The sequence below is a fragment of the Nostoc sp. DedSLP03 genome (assembly GCF_034530815.1).
Classification (GTDB): domain Bacteria; phylum Cyanobacteriota; class Cyanobacteriia; order Cyanobacteriales; family Nostocaceae; genus Nostoc.
Window position 1 is genome coordinate 72,006 of sequence record NZ_JAVRCK010000009.1, and the last position, 18,473, is coordinate 90,478.

Genomic DNA, 18,473 nt, shown 5'->3' on the forward strand with positions numbered 1-18,473 from the left:
AAGTATTAGGATACAGCAACATTTTTGAGGATAGCCATCGGCCCTTGGGTTTTGAGAATCTCCATTTCTGCTGCGTTTCGCACCAGCAGCGCACCAGCGAATCCTAATGAATTCACAGAGATAGATTGGAAATGCTCTTGCGATCGCGGTACGATTAACATCCATTCTCGTGTCGCTAACAGATTGTAAGCACCAGATTGCTTGTCATCTAAACCTATAGCGTGACGCAAAGTGTGATAAACTTCCAATGTTGCTTGGGCCCCTGCCAATGGCGATCGCACCCAATTAGAATTTAGTGATGCGAAAGCGTGTACAAAAGGAAGTTTTGTTAAAGTTGCGTTCGAGTTTTGAAATTGTGCTGATGTTAGTAAAGCTTCAATCGGTATTTGCAACCCTGAAGGGGCAAGTGGTAGAGGTACTAATTGTAAGTGCTTGTGTCGCTGACTAGCACCTGCGGTTTTGCTACTGTTGTAAAATGCTAAACCATCGAAATCAGCCAAACACGCCCACATAGCCGTAAAATCTTCCAGGGTGAGTAAGCTTTCTTGTTCCTCGAAACCACGAGTGATGATTAGCAGATGATAATCTACAACATTGAATTTATTTAAAATACATACATGGGTATCGGAGATATCCGCCACAAATAAATCCTCTTCGTAGGGCAAAAAAGGATTAAACTCTTCACCAGAAGTAACAGATTGTTTTTCCTGTTTATCTTTCGCTGCTTTTTTGCGATTCAGGTTAGACAAAATCCGTACCAAAAAGCGCACGCCATCCTGTTCAACAAATTCAAATCCTGTTGGAATCGAGAGTAGCGCCCCGCATTGCAAAGCATATTCAGTTCGTTGTTTAACACTTGTCCATAAAGTGTCAGGTTTAAGTAAGATTTTCCCTTGTGCCATTTTCATTCCTTCAGGCATGATGAAAAGTAGACTTCTTGGCATTTGTCGGGTAAAGGGGAAGGGTTAAAGGGGAAAGGATGGAATTTTCCCTTCCCCTTTAACCTTTAACCTTTCCCCAACATCTTGGCATTTGTTACTTTTGTAAGATGTCTAGTGCTAAGTTTCGAGTTCTGAGTTCTGAGTTGAAAGACTGTCCACAAGGAGCCTTGCTCAAACCCAAGTACATAAATACTGAGTAATTCTTAATTTACTCAGCACTAAGTTTGGTAAAGAGTACGCAGCGATGTACGTCTCTACGAATGACTATATTCCAATACGGTTCAATAAAATACCAAAGCTTTCACAACAACGCAATACCTTTGCAACAAAACTGTCATAAATCATATCTACATTAGTAATACATCTAAATATCCTTCCAGACAGCAATGCAAAACGAATCTCGCGACAGAGAACACCCATCAAATAGCATTTTACATAACACTGCTGATGCCAAATATTATAAACCCTGGCGAAAAGCTGCCGCCTCTCTATCGCTGGTGCTGCTGGGATCGGGGATGACATTGGCAGGCGGCTATCTAGCTGGACACTCTCAGCAGGTGTCTGAAAATGCATCTAATTTGGCAGTAAGTCGAGTAAATGCTGCGCCTCCAATACCAGCAGGCACAGATCCTAATTTTGTTACCCAAGTGGTGCAAAAGGTAGGGCCTGCTGTAGTGCGAATTGACTCTTCCCGAACCGTCAAAACCCAGTTACCAGATGAATTTAACGATCCACTTTTCCAACGCTTTTTTGGTTCTCAAATACCACAACAACAGGATCGGGTAGAAAGGGGTACTGGTTCCGGTTTTATTATTAGTGCTGATGGTCGTATTCTCACCAATGCCCACGTAGTTGATGGCGCTGATACCGTAACAGTAACACTCAAGGATGGGCGTAGTTTTAAAGGAAAGGTGTTAGGAAAAGACGAGTTGACCGATGTTGCGGTTGTGAAGATTCAGGCAGATAATCTTCCGTTAGTAGCCTTGGGTAATTCAGATCAACTGCAACCCGGAGAATGGGCGATCGCGATCGGCAATCCCCTTGGATTAGATAATACAGTAACTACCGGAATCATTAGTGCCACCGGACGCAGTAGCAATCTCATCGGCGCTCCCGATAAGCGAGTAGAGTATATTCAAACTGACGCCGCAATTAACCCCGGTAACTCCGGCGGGCCTTTGCTAAATTCTCGCGGCCAGGTAATTGCCATGAATACAGCCATTATTCAAGGGGCACAAGGATTAGGCTTTGCTATTCCTATCAACACAGCACAACGCATTTCCAGTCAACTAATAGCTACAGGTAAAGTAGAACATCCTTACTTGGGAATTCAAATGGTGGGGTTAACACCTCAGCTCAAACAAAATATCAACTCAGATCCCAACAGCGGTTTGAGTGTGAATGAAGATAAAGGTGTATTAGTTGTAAAAGTTGTACCAAATTCACCAGCCGCTAAAGCAGGGATACGTGCTGGTGATGTGATCCAAACCCTTGGAGGTCAAGCAGTCACAGATGCCAGCAGTGTCCAAAGGGCAGTAGAAAATAGCCAAGTCGGCAGCGATTTACGTATGGAATTACGTCGCAATGGACAGAATCTTAACATAGCTGTGCAACCTGGTGCTTTCCCCACGCAAGTGCAATAAAAGTTTTGCTATCATTTTCTATCAATTGAATAAAAGTGAATTTGTGGGATGGGTATTTTACCCGTCCCTTTTTTTCAGTTGGCAAAATTGAATTGCAGTAACCGTATTGCCGTCACGTCGATTTTGGATTTTGGATTAACGTGAGTTCGATGAACCTTCCTCTCCCACGGGGAAGGGAAGAGTAACGAGAAATTAGGGTTTTGGCTCCCCTCTCCGTGTCGGAGAGGGGTTGGGGGAGAGGTCAAAAAAGAACTTGTCGAACTCACGTTGACTTACTTACAATTTTTATCCATGACATTAGTCACGGTTCAACTAATGACCTTTCTCACTAGTAAATAGCTCTTTTCAACCCTAATATTTATTTGTCAAAGAGATTAATATTTGGGCAATTACTAATCTCTTTGATATCAATATCATAAAAGGGAAGTTTGCGAATGAGTATTAAAAGAATGCTTGCTAGTGCAGCCCTGATTTTACCAATTGCTGTTACCATTATTCCTTTTCAAGCCGATGCTCAGATCAGACGACCAATTAGGCGATCTGTTCCAGCTAGAATTATCAGAAGACCAGCGCGATTTAGAGTTTATACCCCTGTTCAAGCGAGAAGGAGAATAGTGATTCCTGGGCGTTGGGTGCAAACAAATCGTGGTCGTCGCTGGATACCTGCTCGCTATATATATCGATAAGAAGTCTTACAATTGCAAAAAAATATTGTCTATCAATATTGATTGCAGATTTATTTTTTCATAGCTTTAGTTAGTGTTTAAAAAACCCCCTTTAGAAATATTCTAAAGGGTAATTATTTCACTTTTACAATAGACCTCTTGCATAAATCAAAAATAAGAAATAACCCCACCCCCCCAAAGCTACGCTTTGTCTCCCCTCCGCAAGCGGGGAGGGGTTGGGGGTGGGGTGTTAGAGACTTTTGCAAGAGGTCTAATAAATAAATAGTTAGGCATAATTAAACATCTAAGAAAATCTTAGTTTGTAGTGAGCGATTTTCCGCTTCTTCAGATTTATCAAAACTCAAGTCCTGACCCAACGGGAAAGTTAGTCGCTTATGGGGGAAACCCCCATCGCCCTTGGCGTCTCCCCTTGGGAGAAGACCGCGCTAACTCACTACAAACCTTAATTTATTTATGCCTAGCAATAAGTTGCAACTGAATTTTAAGCTAGAGCCACTGCTGGTTGCTGCCAGCGTCCCACCGCCTTACCAATCACTGCCAATTCTTGCATCAAGTTATCGAAACGATCTGGTGTCAGAGATTGGGGCCCGTCGGATAAAGCCTTGGCAGGATTAGGGTGAACCTCTATCATCAGGGAATCTGTACCAGCTGCGATCGCAGCCATTGCCATTGAAGGCACAAATTCAGACCAACCTACGCCGTGGCTGGGGTCAATCATGATTGGCAGGTGAGTCAGTTTTCGCAACACTGGCACTACCGATAAATCCAGTGTATTTCGCGTATACTGACGGTCAAAGGTGCGTATTCCCCTTTCACACAAAATTACATTGGGATTGCCAGATGCCAAAATATACTCGGCTGCCATCAACCAATCTTCAATAGTCGCTGCCATTCCTCGCTTCAACAGGACTGGTTTCGGCTGCGCTCCGACTTTTTTGAGCAAGGAGAAATTTTGCATATTTCTTGCTCCCACCTGAATCACGTCAGCAACTTCGGCAATTCTATCCAAGTCTACGGCATCCATCACTTCTGTAATAATCCCAAGTCCGCTAACTTCCCGCGCCTTCGCTAACAAATCCAAAGCACTCTCGCCGTGTCCTTGGAAGGCATAAGGTGAAGTCCGGGGTTTGTATGCCCCTCCGCGCAAAAATGCGGCTCCAGCAGCCTTGACGCGCCGCGCCGTCTCTACAATCATTTCTTCATTTTCTACGGAGCAGGGGCCAGCAACAACTACCAAAGGCTGATGTTCGCCAAATACTACCGCTCCATCAGGAGTATTAACCACCACATCTGAAGCTTCGCCGTGGCGATACTGACGGCTAGCTCGTTTGTAAGGCTGCTCTACCCGTAACACCTGCTCAATCCAGGGGCTAAGTTCCTGAATTTGTAGCGGATCTAAGCTGGCGGTTTCACCTACTAGACCAATAACTACTTTGTGTTGACCAATAATTTTTTCTGGAGTTAGCCCCCAGCTACTAAGTTCCTCATCAATGCGGTTTATTTCCGCCTCTGGGGAACCACTTTTCATTACTATAATCATCTGAAAGTCCCTGATTAATTAATTGAGTAAAATTTTCTGTAAATAGGCTAACTTTATTGTTGCCTATTGGCCTAATTACAAATAGTTAAAAATCAAATTTGTTTACAAAATAAATAGATAAAATGCTGCGCTCAGTCAGTATTTTTACTGCTAAATAACTAGATATGGGGTATAAAAATGATTGTAAAATTTTAACTAGCAATGTTGAAGCGATCGAATTTCAACTTCAACATTAACTTTTTCATTTACCCAATATCGCAGTTACTCAATACCTGAGCGCTGTTCATCATCAGTTTTTTTGCCGAGTTTCGCGCCAAGCTGCCACCATTCGTCCCAAATTGGTGTTGAACTCACCCAAACCCAGAAAACTTCCGACTTTTTCTTCATCCCAAGAGGCAGAGAGAACGCCATAAGTTATTCCTAAAACCCCTAAACCAAATAATCCCATGTTCACCAATAACACGGCGATGGGAGGTAGTCGGATATCAGAGTAGGCAGCAAGCAGATAGCTAGCAACCAAAGCGCTAATACCCAAAGCTGTTGGTACACCAGAGAACCCAGCTACCCGTCGGATCATTCGTTGGCTGACTACTTGGGGAATTGCCATCTCTTGTTTGGTGTAAACCACTTTTTTATCAGCCTTTTTGACGGATTCTTGGGGCTGTGCGGCTGGTTTACTTTGAGCTTTTGCGGGTTTTTGGCGCTTTTTGTTTGGTTCAAAAGGCAAACGACTGCGTTCAGATTCTTCAGCAGACATAAGCGGTAGTCCTATCCACGAATACCGAGACGAGCAATCAAAGCTTGATATTTTTCCCGGCTTTCCTGCGATATGTAAGCTAGAAGACGCTTGCGCTGTCCGATTAGCTTCAACAGTCCTCTTCGGGAAGAATGGTCTTTTTTATTTGCTTGGAGATGTTCGCTGAGGCGGTTAATGCGCTCAGTTAGCATAGCTACTTGGACATCGGCCGAGCCAGTGTCAGTTTCGTGAACTTGGTAGTTGGAGATTATTTCTTGTTTCCGCTGTTGCGTGAGGGCCATGGTCGATTCAGTTTCTAGTTTTTCTAAAGTGTATGCAGCAGTCTCCTATAATATCACAGCCCTCAAGCTGGATGGGGAATGGCCTTTGAAGTAATTTTTGTAATTTTTAATACTATTTTTAGAGGCTAGCTCTCAGTATACTTCGTTCCAATACCTGATAGGGATATTGATTGCAATCGTATTGCCCCATCAGGCGATCGCACCAAGACGATAGAAGATAAGTTTCAATCCATAATAAGGATTTTAATTGATTGCGATCGTTGGATCTTCCCGTCCAATTCCTAAGTCTAGTAACTTACCTTTTACTTCCACTGGCTCAGTTCCACAGTAGTAATATTTTTTGTTACGGAGGTCGGCCAAGTAATAGCCAGCTTTGCCGCTGTTAATTTTGCATAGTTCAACCGCTACCTGTTGCTTGCTGATGCCATACAGAAGCTCAAAGTCGCTCATGTCAACAGCAAATGGTAATGTTGTGTGAAATAATTCACCTTTCTTAAATAACCATCCATTAGAGACGCGCTCAATTATGCGGTAGTAATCAGGATGATAAACAATTGTGTTCATAAGCTATGATCCTGCGGCTTTTTCAATTCCTAATAGGGATTTTAGTTGATTTCGATTCCGCGTTGCCGGACTAACTGCCGGAACTTCCATGTTTCAATCCCTAATAGGGATTTTAGTTGATTTCGATCTTGCCAAGCATTTTTAATATGAGCAACTGCGCCATCAAGTTTCAATCCCTAATAGGGATTTTAGTTGATTTCGATTTAAAAATATTTTCCCTCTTGGGCCAGCGCACTCGTTTCAATCCCTAATAGGGATTTTAGTTGATTTCGATCTTTAATTTGAAATTTGTTGATTCAGCGATCGCTCCAGTTTCAATCCCTAATAGGGATTTTAGTTGATTTCGATTTTAAGTGATAAGGAATAGCAGTAAATCCTTGTCTGTTTCAATCCCTAATAGGGATTTTAGTTGATTTCGATAAGTTCATGAGGATCGACATGATCGATTATTATGTTTCAATCCCTAATAGGGATTTTAGTTGATTTCGATGTTTTGGATTTGTAGGATCTAGCAAAGGGTCTGTTTCAATCCCTAATAGGGATTTTAGTTGATTTCGATCCTACTGCCAAGATTCACTACATCCTCATGCATTGTTTCAATCCCTAATAGGGATTTTAGTTGATTTCGATACTGGAATTGAATTTGATTGAAAATCTAGAACTTGGTTTCAATCCCTAATAGGGATTTTAGTTGATTTCGATCACACTCGCATAAACAATGATGTTCTAACCGTTATCAGTGTTTCAATCCCTAATAGGGATTTTAGTTGATTTCGATGAGTCCACGAGTTTCCTGCTTACAGAATTCAAAAGCTGTTTCAATCCCTAATAGGGATTTTAGTTGATTTCGATGGTAAAAATCCGACTTACCAAGCAAACCTTTGAGTTTCAATCCCTAATAGGGATTTTAGTTGATTTCGATCGCAGGCGTCTGAAAGACTTGTGTTATTTGGTTTTCAAGGTTCAATAGCGCGAATGCAAAAATCATAACATAAACAGTGGCAATTGTGCTAAATGTAAATCGCTGAAACTCAGTCTACATAAGGTGCGCGGATGGTTTGAAGATGCTACAGCCCTCAAAACCTTGCATATAGGGCAATTCAGCTATTTTTGTATTCCCCCCTTCCCCAACACCTACCCATCCGCGCATTTAGCTAAAAAACTAATCCGATTGAAAAGCTGTTTACTATAGATATCCCAAGATATCCCACTCAACTAGGTCAGATGGCTTTAAGGTGATGCCTAGCTTAGGCAATTCCAGCATTCCCATAACTAAGCTTATTTGGCAACGTCTTCAAAATCTGTTATTGCACAAGCAAATTCTCTAAAAGCTGTTTTAATCAAAACCTCTTTCGTTCCTCTTTCCAGAGAAGAGTTACGTATGAGGTCTGTTAATTCTATGAACAACATAGAAAACATAAAACGATCTTGGCGGTCAACTTGTTTCAAACAAGACGATATAAACTGATAAAGCTCTGTTTTTCTGGGTTTGGTTTGTTCATCCCATATTTGCAAACCAAGCCGAAAAGTTCTCAAGCGGATTTCATTGGTGTTGAAGGACGCGTCTTTGTAGCGGACTGATACGCGTTGGGGTAGTTCCATGAGTTTTAGCTATACATATTCAATGTAAAGTAATTATTCACTTATATTTTGGCTCAACCGGAAAAATCTGATATTTTGCACCAATTGCAACAGCCACCATCGGTTAGAAACGAATGACTGGCGTAGAATATAGAGAATTTTGCAGGGTAGTACAGCAGTTCTACCCTGCGATCGCCAATTTAGAGGATACCCCAGAAATGGAGTAGCCCTTGACCAGAAAAAGCTTCAATCAAAATCGCAGAGACAAAACCAATCATTGCAAGCCGACCGTTCCAATTTTCACTCTGAGGAGTGAAGCCAAAACGCACAGCATTAGGATCTTCTGAAACAATAGACGCAGAATTCTTCAAATCTGACATGAGCATAACTCCAAAATTCAAGTGTTGTAGCAGTTATAACTATCTGTAAAGTAATGTAACAGATGTTAAAAAAAATGCAAGATTAAATGAATTAGGACTAACCCACGCTCTACGAATTCTTTGTCTATGAGACGCTGCGTGATGTTGATGATAACAGCGAATTAGTGCGGGAAAATTGGACTATTAGCTTGAGTATAGATAATGATTTTGGCGATTTTTGATGGTTAAAGCGCTTTTCAAATGCATCGATTTTTCTCCTAAAGGACTTCCAAGAAATAAATTATCCATTTTGTGGGGTGGGCAACATGAGCGCCCTAAATCTGGGACGAGTGGGGACACCCATCCCACAAGAAAATTTGGGATGTTTTTTTATTTGGAAGTCCGCCCCTACTATGGGATATTTTTTTAACTGGAAGTCCCTTAAAGTTACGCTGGATAAATCCGTAATCTTCTATTTGGTTCTTCGCCAAAACTATGCGACTTGAGGCGATAATGTTCTACCAGCTCATGTTGCATTTTGCGAACTTGGGGAGAACGTGGCAATAACTCGACTGGCTGTCCTTTAGGAATCACAATTTGCTCAACGGCAAGTCTAGCTTCTTCTAAGGCATCCATCTCATCATCGCTACCATTGTGCAAAAACAATTGCAGTTCTCTATCATCAGCCATTTCTGGGTCGTCGATATTCAGCAACCGCCGCAAACCACGGGTAATTTGGGGAATGGTGCTGGACTTAATCATGTGGATGGGTACATGACGCGCTTTGGCCATTTGGCGTAATTTGGCGTGGTTTTTGACGTGCGATCGCAGTGCTAAAATTGCATCAGCACTATCTATATCTTTTGTCAATACTACGGGCAAAGTTAGCACGCTAATCACCTGTTCTAGTTGGTGGCGGCTCACCCCATAAGGGTAAACGTGCAATGGCAAATCTTCACCATTCGGCCCTGGGTGTCTAGTAACAGCATCGAAATCAATGCTCTCAGAATAGTTGAAGGATTCATCCAGCAAACGGTCAAACTCACTGCGCCCAGTTACCCGCTCTACAGGCAATTGCGGTAGTGCAACCATTTGTCCAGATGAACGCCAGCCATTAGACGGTCGCGCCGGTGGGAAAGAATCCTCCACTGTTCCTAGCTGTCCACCACGACCGTTGACAACAGCTAACTGACGTGTAACTGCAATTTTGCCGTGGTCATCAACGGTTCTGGTTTGTGGAGTAGGCTGACGCCCCCGCAACAGATTATCTACAGTGTCAGCAACACTTTCATGTACTGTCCAGCGTTGGCGTTCCAACATTTCCACCGCAATTTCAAAGGTAGGTGGGGCTTTGCGCTCCAAAACAGTCTTTTGAGAGCCTCGCCGTCTGGCTTCATCGTCTCCCAACGTCACAGCTTGGATACCCCCAACTAAATCAGCTAGGGTGGGGTTTTTAATTAGATTTTCGATCTGATTACCGTGGGCAGTACCTACCAACTGTACGCCCCGTTCCGCAATGGTACGAGCCGCTAAAGCTTCCAGTTCCGTGCCAATTTCATCAATGACAATGACTTCTGGCATGTGGTTTTCCACTGCCTCAATCATCACTTGATGCTGTTCGTTTGGATGAGCCACTTGCATCCGTCTGGCGCGACCAATGGCGGGGTGAGCAACATCACCATCCCCAGCGATTTCGTTGGAAGTGTCAATAATCACTACTCGCTTTTGCAAATCGTCCGCTAAAACACGGGCTATTTCCCGTAAGGCGGTAGTTTTACCCACGCCTGGACGCCCCAGCATGAGAATCGATTTACCAGTTTCTACCAAATCGCGGATCATGCCAATGGTTCCGAATACGGCTCGACCAACGCGACAGGTCAAGCCAATAATCTTACCAGTGCGGTTGCGAATAGCGCTGATCCGATGCAAAGTTTGCTCAATTCCTGCCCGATTATCTCCGCCAAAGATTCCGACTCGTTGAATGCAATCATCTATTTGTTCTTGAGTAACGGGTACTTCGCTCAAATACTCAGCTTGATTAGGAAAGCGAGCCTCTGGGCGACGACCCAAATCCAAGACCACTTCTACTAAACTATCTCGTTTGGGATGACTCTCTAGTACTTGTTGCAGGTCTTGGGGCAAAATGTCTAATAACTTTTGGAGATCGTCTGTAATCGTCATGCGTTCTATGGTGACGTTTTTAGAGATAGCGAGGACATTTGCGTGCAGGAGAACCCGCTCTGGGTATATTTCCGAACGAGCGATTAATGCTCCTGCTGTGACTTGATCTGGGAAACGAGAGAATGGGCAAGTTCTACAGCTTGCCAAAGCAATACTTCATCTTCTTCTAGGCGAACAGTCGCCTTCATATTGGTGTTACTTACCTCCTTATTCTCTAACTGTTCGAGAATTGGTGACAGCAGTACGCGAGCGTAGCTACCGTAGGCGACCCCGGCGATGGAGGCGGAGGGGCAGGGGGCAGGGGGCAGAGGAGAAAAGTTTTCCCCCTTGCTCCCTGCTCCCTGCTCCCTTGCCTCTTTGAGCAGTTCCATTGCCTTTAACTTAGCAACGGTATACTTATTTGTGCCGCCTGCTAACTGCACATATCCTGGTAACTTAGCTGCCAAAACTTTTTGCCCTAATTTCACTGCGGCTATTGTGGTGCCATCGCCAATATCACCACTCATGGGACGACCATCGGTTTGCCAAATTAAAGCACCCTTGAATGGGGCAATCCTTTCGTAGAGCGTTCTTAAGTAGTCAATCATCCCTTCACCATCAGGACAGCTGATGGCTAGTAACTTTAGTTTATCAACCCACGGTGAAATTGCTTGCCATAATCGCTCAAATTCTGCCAATCGCCCGACTTTTGTATGGATTTCTACGGCATCTACTCCCGTTGACATTACCAATGGCGCGATCGCTCCTGGCGTTGTCACGTATGAAGCTGTATAAATTATACCATAAGGGCAAACTGGAATGCAACGACCGCAGCCATAACACTTTTTGGATACTACTCCTGAAAAGTCTTCTTTGATACTGTCAAACACAATCGCTTGTGCCGGACAAATCCGTTCGCAGGGTCTAGGGCAATCTGGAGGACACTCATGAGGATTAAATTCTGCTTTGCGAAAATGGGGGTCTTCTCCACCGTTTAGGCTGACCATCAAAAAGGGTAAATTGCCTTTGTAGTCAAAGCCTCGCTTTTGGGCATCCTGAGCCAGAGATTTGGCTGCTTGTAGCCCTGATTGCGCTGCTGCAATTACTGCTGGATCAGCTGCAACATCTATGCAGTCAGCGCCCGCCAAAGTATAGGCTAACGTTAAACTTCTGACTGCCGGCAAATGCTGGAAGCTGGCTCCGCAGATCAGCTTGAACCAGTCACCTTGTTTGAGAGATTGTAAAGGGGCGAACAGATCAGTCACTATTCTATTATGCGTTTATACGACTAAAAATAGTAGTCTGCGATCGAGAAAAAGTCCGAATTTGCTGATTTAGGGTTTATCGAATTGGGTATGGGACATTGGGTATGGACAAAGGGAAAGGGGTAAGGGGAAAAGGGGAAAGATTAAATTTATTCCTTTTCCCTTTAACCTTTTCCCCTGCTCCTCACTCCTCACTCCCGCAGCTGTCTTAGGAGGGTGACAACATGACAACTGTATTTTTTGTAGAAGACTCTGCTGAAGATAGAGCTTTGTATCGACGCTTCCTAAAGCGGGACGATCGCTACACTTATGATATTTACGAATTTGAATCTGGAAATCAGGCGCTACAAGCTTGTCAAGAGAAAATACCAGATGTGATTTTGTTGGACTATCGATTACCAGATTTAGACGGGCTGGAATTTCTCACTCAGCTACAGAGGCAAACTTCTAATAGCCAGGTTTCAGTAATTCTACTGACGGGACAGGGAGACGAAACGATCGCAGTCCAAGCGATCAAGAGTGGGGCGCAAGATTATCTAGTCAAGGGAAAACTGACTTCTGATAATTTACGTCGAGCGGTTCATGGGGCGATCGAGCAGATGCAGCTAATGCAGCAGCTAAAACAACAACAGGAACAACAAAAGTTAGTAGGAGCGATCGCTCTTAATATTCGCCAATCGTTGAGGCTTGAAGATATCCTTGCCACGAGTGTTCAAGAAGTCCGCCAGTTATTGCACGCCGATCGGGTAATAGTGTATCAATTTACGCCACAAATGCGGGGTAACATCGTCGCAGAGTCGGTATTACCCCAATGGACACCAATCTTCGGACTGGAGATTGAAGATACCTGTTTTCAGGAAAATCAGGGGGGAGAATATCGCCGAGGAAAAATTTGGGCAGCCACAAACATCTACGAAGCAGGTTTAAGTGATTGCCATATTCAACTTTTGGAACGGTTTCAGGTGAAGGCGAATTTAGTTGTCCCGATTTTATTAGAGAACAAGGGGACTCAAACAGTTGAACTTTGGGGGCTATTTATTGCACATCAATGTTCTGCCCCGCGACAATGGCAGACATTTGAGGTGGAATTGCTCAAGCAAATAACAGTGCAACTAGCGATCGCTATCCAACAAGCCGAACTCTATCACAATCTCCAGACTCTCAACACCGAGTTAGAAGCCAAAGTAAAGGAGCGCACTGCCAAATTGCACCAAAGCGATCGCCGTTTTCGTGCGATCTTCAATAATACTTTCCAGTTCATCGGACTGCTAACGCCAGCTGGCATTTTACTGGAGGCGAACCAGACGGCGCTAAATTTTGCCGGACTGAAACTAGAAGATGTCATCAATCGCCCTTTTTGGGAAGCACACTGGTGGACAATTTCACCGCAAACTCAAGCAGAATTAAAACAAGCGATCGCTCGTGCAGCCCAAGGAGAGTTTATTCGCTATGAAGTTGATGTTCTTGGTGCAAATAATCGGGTAGCAACAATCGATTTTTCACTCCGTCCGCTTTTAGATGAGACAGGTCAAATTGTTTTGTTGATTCCAGAAGGGCGAGATATTACCGAACTCAAACAAGCTAAAGAAAAGCTCCAACAAAGTAAAGCACTGCTAGCCACTACTCAACAAATCGCCCATGTAGGCAGTTGGGAATTGAATTTAGAAACGAAAAAGCGCTCCTGGTCAATGGAAACCTTTCGCATCTCTGGTCTAAATCCCACTCAAGACGAACCCGACCAAGCGGAACTTCTGCAAATAATTCATCCAGGCGATCGCGCCTTGGTCAAAGCCCAACTCGAAAAGATCGTGTCTACAACGGGCTATGCCTACGCTCAACAAGCCCCTTTCAATCTTGAGTATCGAATTATCCGACCTGATGGTTCGGTGCGCTACGTTGAATCAAAAGCAGAGATAGCTTATGACGCTCAAGGACAGCCAGTTAAACTGTTGGGAGCGGTTATAGATATTACAGAACGTAAACGAAATGAGTTAGAAATCATCCGTAGTCGTGACCTGCTAGAAGCTGTTTATAACGAATCCGCTGATGCACTTTTTTTGGTAGATGTTGAAACATTACTGATCGCTGACTGTAACGATCGAGCAGTGGAGCTATTTGTAGCCTCTAGTAAAGCTGAACTGATTAATATTGAAGGTAATACTCTGCAAAAAGAACCGTTTACTTCCAATGAAATCGCCACCTTTATGGAAGAAATTAAGCAGCAAGGGTTTTGGAGTCGAGAAATTGAATATATTACTAAGCAGGGCAAACCCTTTTGGGGAAATATCGCCGCCAAACAAATTACAGTCGCTGGTACTGTGATGCAACTGGTACGAATCACGGATATTACTGCCCGGAAGTATGGTGAAAAAGAGCAGCAACGAGCAGAAATCGCTCTGCGAGAAAGCGAGGAACGACTACAATTAGCCCTTGAAGCTTCTGGAGATGCTTTATGGGACTGGAATATTTTGACTAAAGAGGTGTATTACAGCCCTCGCTATTTAGAAATGCTCGGATACCGCTTTGATGAACTCCCACAGAATTTGAGTACTTGGGAGCGATTAGTTCATCCAGACGATCTATCTTGGGTGGAAAAAATCTTGGCAGCTCACCTCAAGGATAGTTCAATACCGTACAAATTTGACTATCGACTTTGCACTAAGTCAGGGGAATACAAATGGATTGCCAACTACGGTAAGGTTGTGATGCGAGATGCAGATGGTAATCCTCTGCGAATGACTGGTACTCATCGAGATATCAGCGTTCGACAAGCCGCACTACGCGAACACAAACAAGCCGAAGTAGCCTTAGCCAAAAGTGAAGAACAACTGAGACTAACGTTAGAATTTAATCACATCGGTCTTTGGGATTGGAATATTCAAACAGGCGAAGTTATCTGGAACGACAACCATTTTCGTTTGTTAGGTTTAGAGCCAGAAATATCAGCCAGCTATCAATTATGGCGCGATCGCGTGCATCCAGAGGATGTTGACGGAATTGAACAGACTGTATCAAATGCACTGGCACAACATATTAATTTTCAAGCTGAATATCGAGTGATTTATCCCGATGGCAGGGTTCGCTGGCTCACGGGAAAAGGGCGTGCTGCTTACAACGAAGCAGGCGAACCTGTACGGATGTTAGGAGTAATTATTGATGTCAGTGAACGTAAACAAGCAGAAGCAGCTTTGCAAGAAAGTGAAGCTCGATTCCAGGCATTTATGAACAACAGCCCAGTGCTAGCTTGGATAACTGATACAGATGGGCGTGTACTTTACTTAAATCAAACATACCTGCGGACATTTAAATTACTACCCGAACAGGTGATTGGGCAATCTATTTCTGACCTCTACCCAGATGAAATTGCTCGAAAACATTTCGATCACATTCGCACAGTCATAGAGACAAACCAGGTAATTGAGGTGATTGAATTTGCTCCTCGACCAGACGGTTCTCTCGGTGAGTTCTTGGTATACAAATTCCCAATTCTGGGATTGTCTGCACAAAAGCTAGTGGGTAGGGTGGCGATTGATATCACAGAACGCAAAATTCTAGAGCGAGAACTAGCTCACAAGCAAAAGTTATTGGATACCTTCATCAATAATGCACCTGTTGGGATAACCATTCTCGATCGGGAACTGCGTTATTCATTCATTAATGAAGCATTAGCAGAAATTAATGGCATTCCCGCAGCAGAGCATATTGGCAAGACAACGTGGGAGATTGTCCCTGATATAGCACGGAACCAAGATCGAGTCTTTCGACAGGTCTTAACAACGGGTGAACCGATTCTGGATTTGGAAGTCAGGGGAGAAACCCCAAAATTTCCAGGTGTAATCAGGACTTGGCTAGCTTCCTATTTTCCGATTCAGTCTGAAGCTGATGAACCTATGAGCATGGGCATTGTAGTAGTTGAAATCAGCGATCGCAAACGCACTGAACAGATGTTAGAGTTGCAAGCAGTCATTACCCGCAACATGGCGGAGGGAATTTGCTTAGTTCGTGCTACAGATGGCGTGTTTGTCTACGCCAATCCTAAATTCGAGCAGATGTTTGGTTATGAATCTGGTGAATTAATTGGTCAGCACGTATCGATTGTTAACTATGGTGATGAAAACAATACACCTGAAGATGTTAATCAGGCGATTTGCACTGCTATTTTAGAACACCGTGAAGCAATTTATGAAGTCCACAATATTAAAAAAGATGGCACTCCATTCTGGTGTAGCGCTACCGCTTCCGTTTTTGAACATCCTGAGTATGGAAGTGTCCTTGTGGCTATCCAACAAGATATCACCGAGCAAAAGCAAGCGGAAGAAAAAATCAAAGCCTCTCTAAAAGAAAAGGAAGTATTACTCAAAGAAATTCATCATCGTGTTAAGAACAATTTAGGAATTGTCAGCAGTTTGCTGCAAATGCAATGCAGACGAACACAAGATCCTGTGGTGACAGCTATTTTGCGCGATAGCCAAAACCGCATTGCTTCCATTGCCCTAGTTCATGAAAAACTATACCGTTCTGAAGACCTCGCTGATATTGATTTCGCTCAATACATTCCAGATTTAACAACTCATTTATTTGATTCCTATAATGTCAGTTCCAGCCAGATTCAATTACATATTCAAGTGGATAATGCTAGCCTTGACATCGAAACCGCCATTCCTTGTGGCTTGATTATTAATGAACTGGTTTCTAATGCTTTAAAATACGCTTTTGTTGGTAATCATGGTGGTAAAATTGAGGTTAAGTTTTATCAAGAATCCGCATCTACTTTGACACTCATTATTAGAGATAATGGTGTTGGCTTACCCGAAAACTTTGATAGTAAGAAAACTAAAACACTGGGTATAACACTTGTCCAGGGTTTAGTCAAGCAGCTAAGAGGAAAACTTGAAATTGACTCTCAACAAGGAACAGAGTTCAAAATTACTTTTACAAACAGCCGGATATGAACATAATTGACCTCTCACCAAACACGCAGAAAAAAGAGACAGTTCGAGTCCTTGTTGTTGAAGATGAATATATCCTTGCTATCAACTTACAAGAAACTTTAGAGTCTTTAGGATATGTTGTTTTAGATATTGCCGATTCTGCCGAAGAGGCAATTGCAAAAGCAACTGAATTACGCCCAAACTTAATTTTAATGGATATCAGATTACGCGGTGAAATAGATGGTATCCAGGCATCAGAGCAAATTTGGCATCATTTGCAAATCCCGATTATCTACGTCACCGGTCACTCCGATCAAAGTACTGTTGAGCGAGCAACGCTGACATCCCCCTTTGGGTATATTCTTAAACCCATTAAAGAGCAAGAACTTTACGTTGCTATTCAAACAGCACTCAATCGCTACGATCGCGAGCAATTTTTGAGTTCTGTGCTTCGAGGAATGGGCGATGGGGTAATTGTAGTCGATACTAAATTAAATATTAAATACATCAATCAGGTAGCTGAAGCTCTAACAGGGTGGCAATGGAATGAAGCTAAAGACAAGACGTTAACTGAAGTTATCAAAATCATTGATGAACAAACTCAGTTGCCGACAGAAAATCCAATTATTGCAGCCCTCCAACAAGAAACTACTATATATTTAGGCAGTGGTGTTCTACTAGTTGCTAGAAACGGGACAATTATACCAATAGCTGATAGCGCTACTCCCCTAAGAAATAATAATGGTGTAATTACAGGAGCCGTATTTGTTTTCCGAGATGACACGCAACGACGGTTAACCGAAGAACGCAATCTCGCATCTGAACGCGCCCAACAACTAGAAATTCGTGTGGCAGAACTGCAACGCCTGAACCAATTAAAAGAGGATTTTCTGGCAACAACTTCTCATGAAATGCGAACGCCCTTATCAAACATCAAAATGGCAATCTCTGTGCTAGAAAATATTCTCGATCGCCAGGGTATCTTAAATTCAAACACACTTCCCCCATCTGAATCTGTAGACCGCTATTTACGTATTGTGCGCGAACAGTGCGAACAAGAACTGGATTTGGTTGACAATTTACTGCATCTACGAATGATTGATGCAGATGTCTATCCATTGGAATTAACATCAATTCAACTCCAAAACTGGCTACCTCACGTTGCCGAGTATTTTCAAGAACGCGCTCAAGCTAGAGAACAGTTTTTGCAAGTTAGTGTTTCTCCAGATTTACCACCTTTAGTTTCAGACTTGGCTAGCCTGACTGAAATTATCTCAGAGTTACTCAACAATGCTTGTAAATACACTCCACCTGATGGACAGATTGTGTTAAACGTTCAGCTAATTTATATCACAAAAAGTCCGATCGATGAGGATGCTAAATCTGGTGTATTAGATAATTTTCAAGTTCCTTATTTTCAAATCACATTTAGCAATTCTGGGGTGATAATTCCGAAAAAAGAACAATCTCGAATTTTTGAGCCGTTTTACCGAATTCCTGAAAGCGAACGCTGGCAACAAAGCGGCACAGGATTAGGTTTAACATTGGTTAAGAAGTTAGTAGAATATCTCCAAGGCACGATTGAAGTTACCAGTTCTCAGGGCTGGACAACGTTTACAATTCAGCTGCCTTTAAGTTTGTGATGTCATTTGTCATTTGTCATTTGTCATTGGAAAAGAGGAGGCAGGAGACAGAAGTTCTAAAATGTTTGAATTTTGAATTTTGAATTTTGAATTTTGAATTTTGAATTTTGAATTTTGAATTG

The 18,473-nt window shown here is 43.0% G+C and carries 13 protein-coding genes and 1 CRISPR repeat array; of the genes, 4 read left to right on the plus strand and 9 right to left on the minus strand.

Annotation, left to right across the window (positions count from 1 at the left end; translation table 11 throughout):
* Positions 1-5 precede the first annotated feature (5 nt).
* Entirely contained in the window at positions 6-902 is an 897-nt protein-coding gene (locus tag RM368_RS06555) for a phosphorylase (RefSeq protein ID WP_322693324.1), read from the minus strand.
* 425 nt (positions 903-1,327) lie between these two features.
* Between RM368_RS06555 and RM368_RS06560 the strand changes: the two genes are divergently transcribed.
* On the plus strand, positions 1,328-2,584 hold the full coding sequence (locus tag RM368_RS06560; protein WP_322693325.1) for an HhoA/HhoB/HtrA family serine endopeptidase: 1,257 nt from the start codon (positions 1,328-1,330) through the stop codon (positions 2,582-2,584).
* A 434-nt stretch (positions 2,585-3,018) separates the two neighbouring features.
* Complete coding sequence (locus tag RM368_RS06565; protein WP_322693326.1) at positions 3,019-3,270, plus strand: hypothetical protein; 252 nt, start codon at positions 3,019-3,021, stop codon at positions 3,268-3,270.
* A 481-nt stretch (positions 3,271-3,751) separates the two neighbouring features.
* Here RM368_RS06565 and aroF read toward each other — a convergent pair whose 3' ends face one another.
* The 8 genes from aroF to ldpA form a co-directional block, all read right to left on the minus strand.
* Positions 3,752-4,810, minus strand: a complete 1,059-nt coding sequence (gene aroF, locus RM368_RS06570) for a 3-deoxy-7-phosphoheptulonate synthase (RefSeq protein ID WP_322693327.1) — start codon at positions 4,808-4,810, stop codon at positions 3,752-3,754.
* 289 nt (positions 4,811-5,099) lie between these two features.
* Positions 5,100-5,567 carry a PAM68 family protein gene (locus RM368_RS06575; RefSeq protein ID WP_322693328.1) on the minus strand — a complete coding sequence of 156 codons (468 nt, stop codon included), beginning with the start codon at positions 5,565-5,567 and terminating at the stop codon, positions 5,100-5,102.
* 11 nt (positions 5,568-5,578) lie between these two features.
* Positions 5,579-5,848 carry a 30S ribosomal protein S15 gene (gene rpsO, locus RM368_RS06580; protein WP_322693329.1) on the minus strand — a complete coding sequence of 90 codons (270 nt, stop codon included), beginning with the start codon at positions 5,846-5,848 and terminating at the stop codon, positions 5,579-5,581.
* Positions 5,849-6,091: 243 nt separating this feature from the next.
* Complete coding sequence (locus tag RM368_RS06585; RefSeq protein ID WP_322693330.1) at positions 6,092-6,412, minus strand: hypothetical protein; 321 nt, start codon at positions 6,410-6,412, stop codon at positions 6,092-6,094.
* Positions 6,413-6,431: 19 nt separating this feature from the next.
* Positions 6,432-7,334: a CRISPR direct-repeat array (repeat unit 37 nt; unit sequence GTTTCAATCCCTAATAGGGATTTTAGTTGATTTCGAT).
* A 356-nt stretch (positions 7,335-7,690) separates the two neighbouring features.
* Positions 7,691-8,014 carry a hypothetical protein gene (locus RM368_RS06590; protein WP_322693331.1) on the minus strand — a complete coding sequence of 108 codons (324 nt, stop codon included), beginning with the start codon at positions 8,012-8,014 and terminating at the stop codon, positions 7,691-7,693.
* Positions 8,015-8,193: 179 nt separating this feature from the next.
* The gene (locus RM368_RS06595) at positions 8,194-8,373 is read right to left on the minus strand and encodes a chlorophyll a/b-binding protein (RefSeq protein ID WP_322693332.1); all 180 of its coding nucleotides are present in this window, start codon (positions 8,371-8,373) and stop codon (positions 8,194-8,196) included.
* A gap of 426 nt (positions 8,374-8,799) precedes the next feature.
* A complete protein-coding gene (locus RM368_RS06600) occupies positions 8,800-10,533 on the minus strand; it encodes a R3H domain-containing nucleic acid-binding protein (RefSeq protein ID WP_322693385.1) in 1,734 nt (577 codons plus the stop codon).
* A gap of 83 nt (positions 10,534-10,616) precedes the next feature.
* Complete coding sequence (gene ldpA, locus RM368_RS06605) at positions 10,617-11,777, minus strand: circadian clock protein LdpA (protein WP_322693333.1); 1,161 nt, start codon at positions 11,775-11,777, stop codon at positions 10,617-10,619.
* A 224-nt stretch (positions 11,778-12,001) separates the two neighbouring features.
* Between ldpA and RM368_RS06610 the strand changes: the two genes are divergently transcribed.
* Together RM368_RS06610 and RM368_RS06615 are read left to right on the plus strand one after the other, a co-directional pair.
* The gene (locus RM368_RS06610; RefSeq protein WP_322693334.1) at positions 12,002-16,729 is read left to right on the plus strand and encodes a PAS domain S-box protein; all 4,728 of its coding nucleotides are present in this window, start codon (positions 12,002-12,004) and stop codon (positions 16,727-16,729) included.
* Positions 16,726-18,351 (plus strand): response regulator, encoded by a 1,626-nt coding sequence (locus RM368_RS06615; RefSeq protein WP_322693335.1) that lies wholly within the window; start codon positions 16,726-16,728, stop codon positions 18,349-18,351. The genes RM368_RS06610 and RM368_RS06615 overlap by 4 nt, the downstream gene beginning before the upstream one ends.
* Positions 18,352-18,473: the final 122 nt, after the last annotated feature.

Bases quoted from the DNA above. Each gene is read 5' to 3' on its own strand.
- RM368_RS06555 (WP_322693324.1), bottom strand. From the start codon at position 902: ATGGCACAAGGGAAAATCTTACTTAAACCTGACACTTTATGGACAAGT.
- RM368_RS06560 (WP_322693325.1), top strand. From the start codon at position 1,328: ATGCAAAACGAATCTCGCGACAGAGAACACCCATCAAATAGCATTTTA.
- RM368_RS06565 (WP_322693326.1), top strand. From the start codon at position 3,019: ATGAGTATTAAAAGAATGCTTGCTAGTGCAGCCCTGATTTTACCAATT.
- aroF (WP_322693327.1), bottom strand. From the start codon at position 4,810: ATGATTATAGTAATGAAAAGTGGTTCCCCAGAGGCGGAAATAAACCGC.
- RM368_RS06575 (WP_322693328.1), bottom strand. From the start codon at position 5,567: ATGTCTGCTGAAGAATCTGAACGCAGTCGTTTGCCTTTTGAACCAAAC.
- rpsO (WP_322693329.1), bottom strand. From the start codon at position 5,848: ATGGCCCTCACGCAACAGCGGAAACAAGAAATAATCTCCAACTACCAA.
- RM368_RS06585 (WP_322693330.1), bottom strand. From the start codon at position 6,412: ATGAACACAATTGTTTATCATCCTGATTACTACCGCATAATTGAGCGC.
- RM368_RS06590 (WP_322693331.1), bottom strand. From the start codon at position 8,014: ATGGAACTACCCCAACGCGTATCAGTCCGCTACAAAGACGCGTCCTTC.
- RM368_RS06595 (WP_322693332.1), bottom strand. From the start codon at position 8,373: ATGTCAGATTTGAAGAATTCTGCGTCTATTGTTTCAGAAGATCCTAAT.
- RM368_RS06600 (WP_322693385.1), bottom strand. From the start codon at position 10,533: ATGACGATTACAGACGATCTCCAAAAGTTATTAGACATTTTGCCCCAA.
- RM368_RS06610 (WP_322693334.1), top strand. From the start codon at position 12,002: ATGACAACTGTATTTTTTGTAGAAGACTCTGCTGAAGATAGAGCTTTG.
- RM368_RS06615 (WP_322693335.1), top strand. From the start codon at position 16,726: ATGAACATAATTGACCTCTCACCAAACACGCAGAAAAAAGAGACAGTT.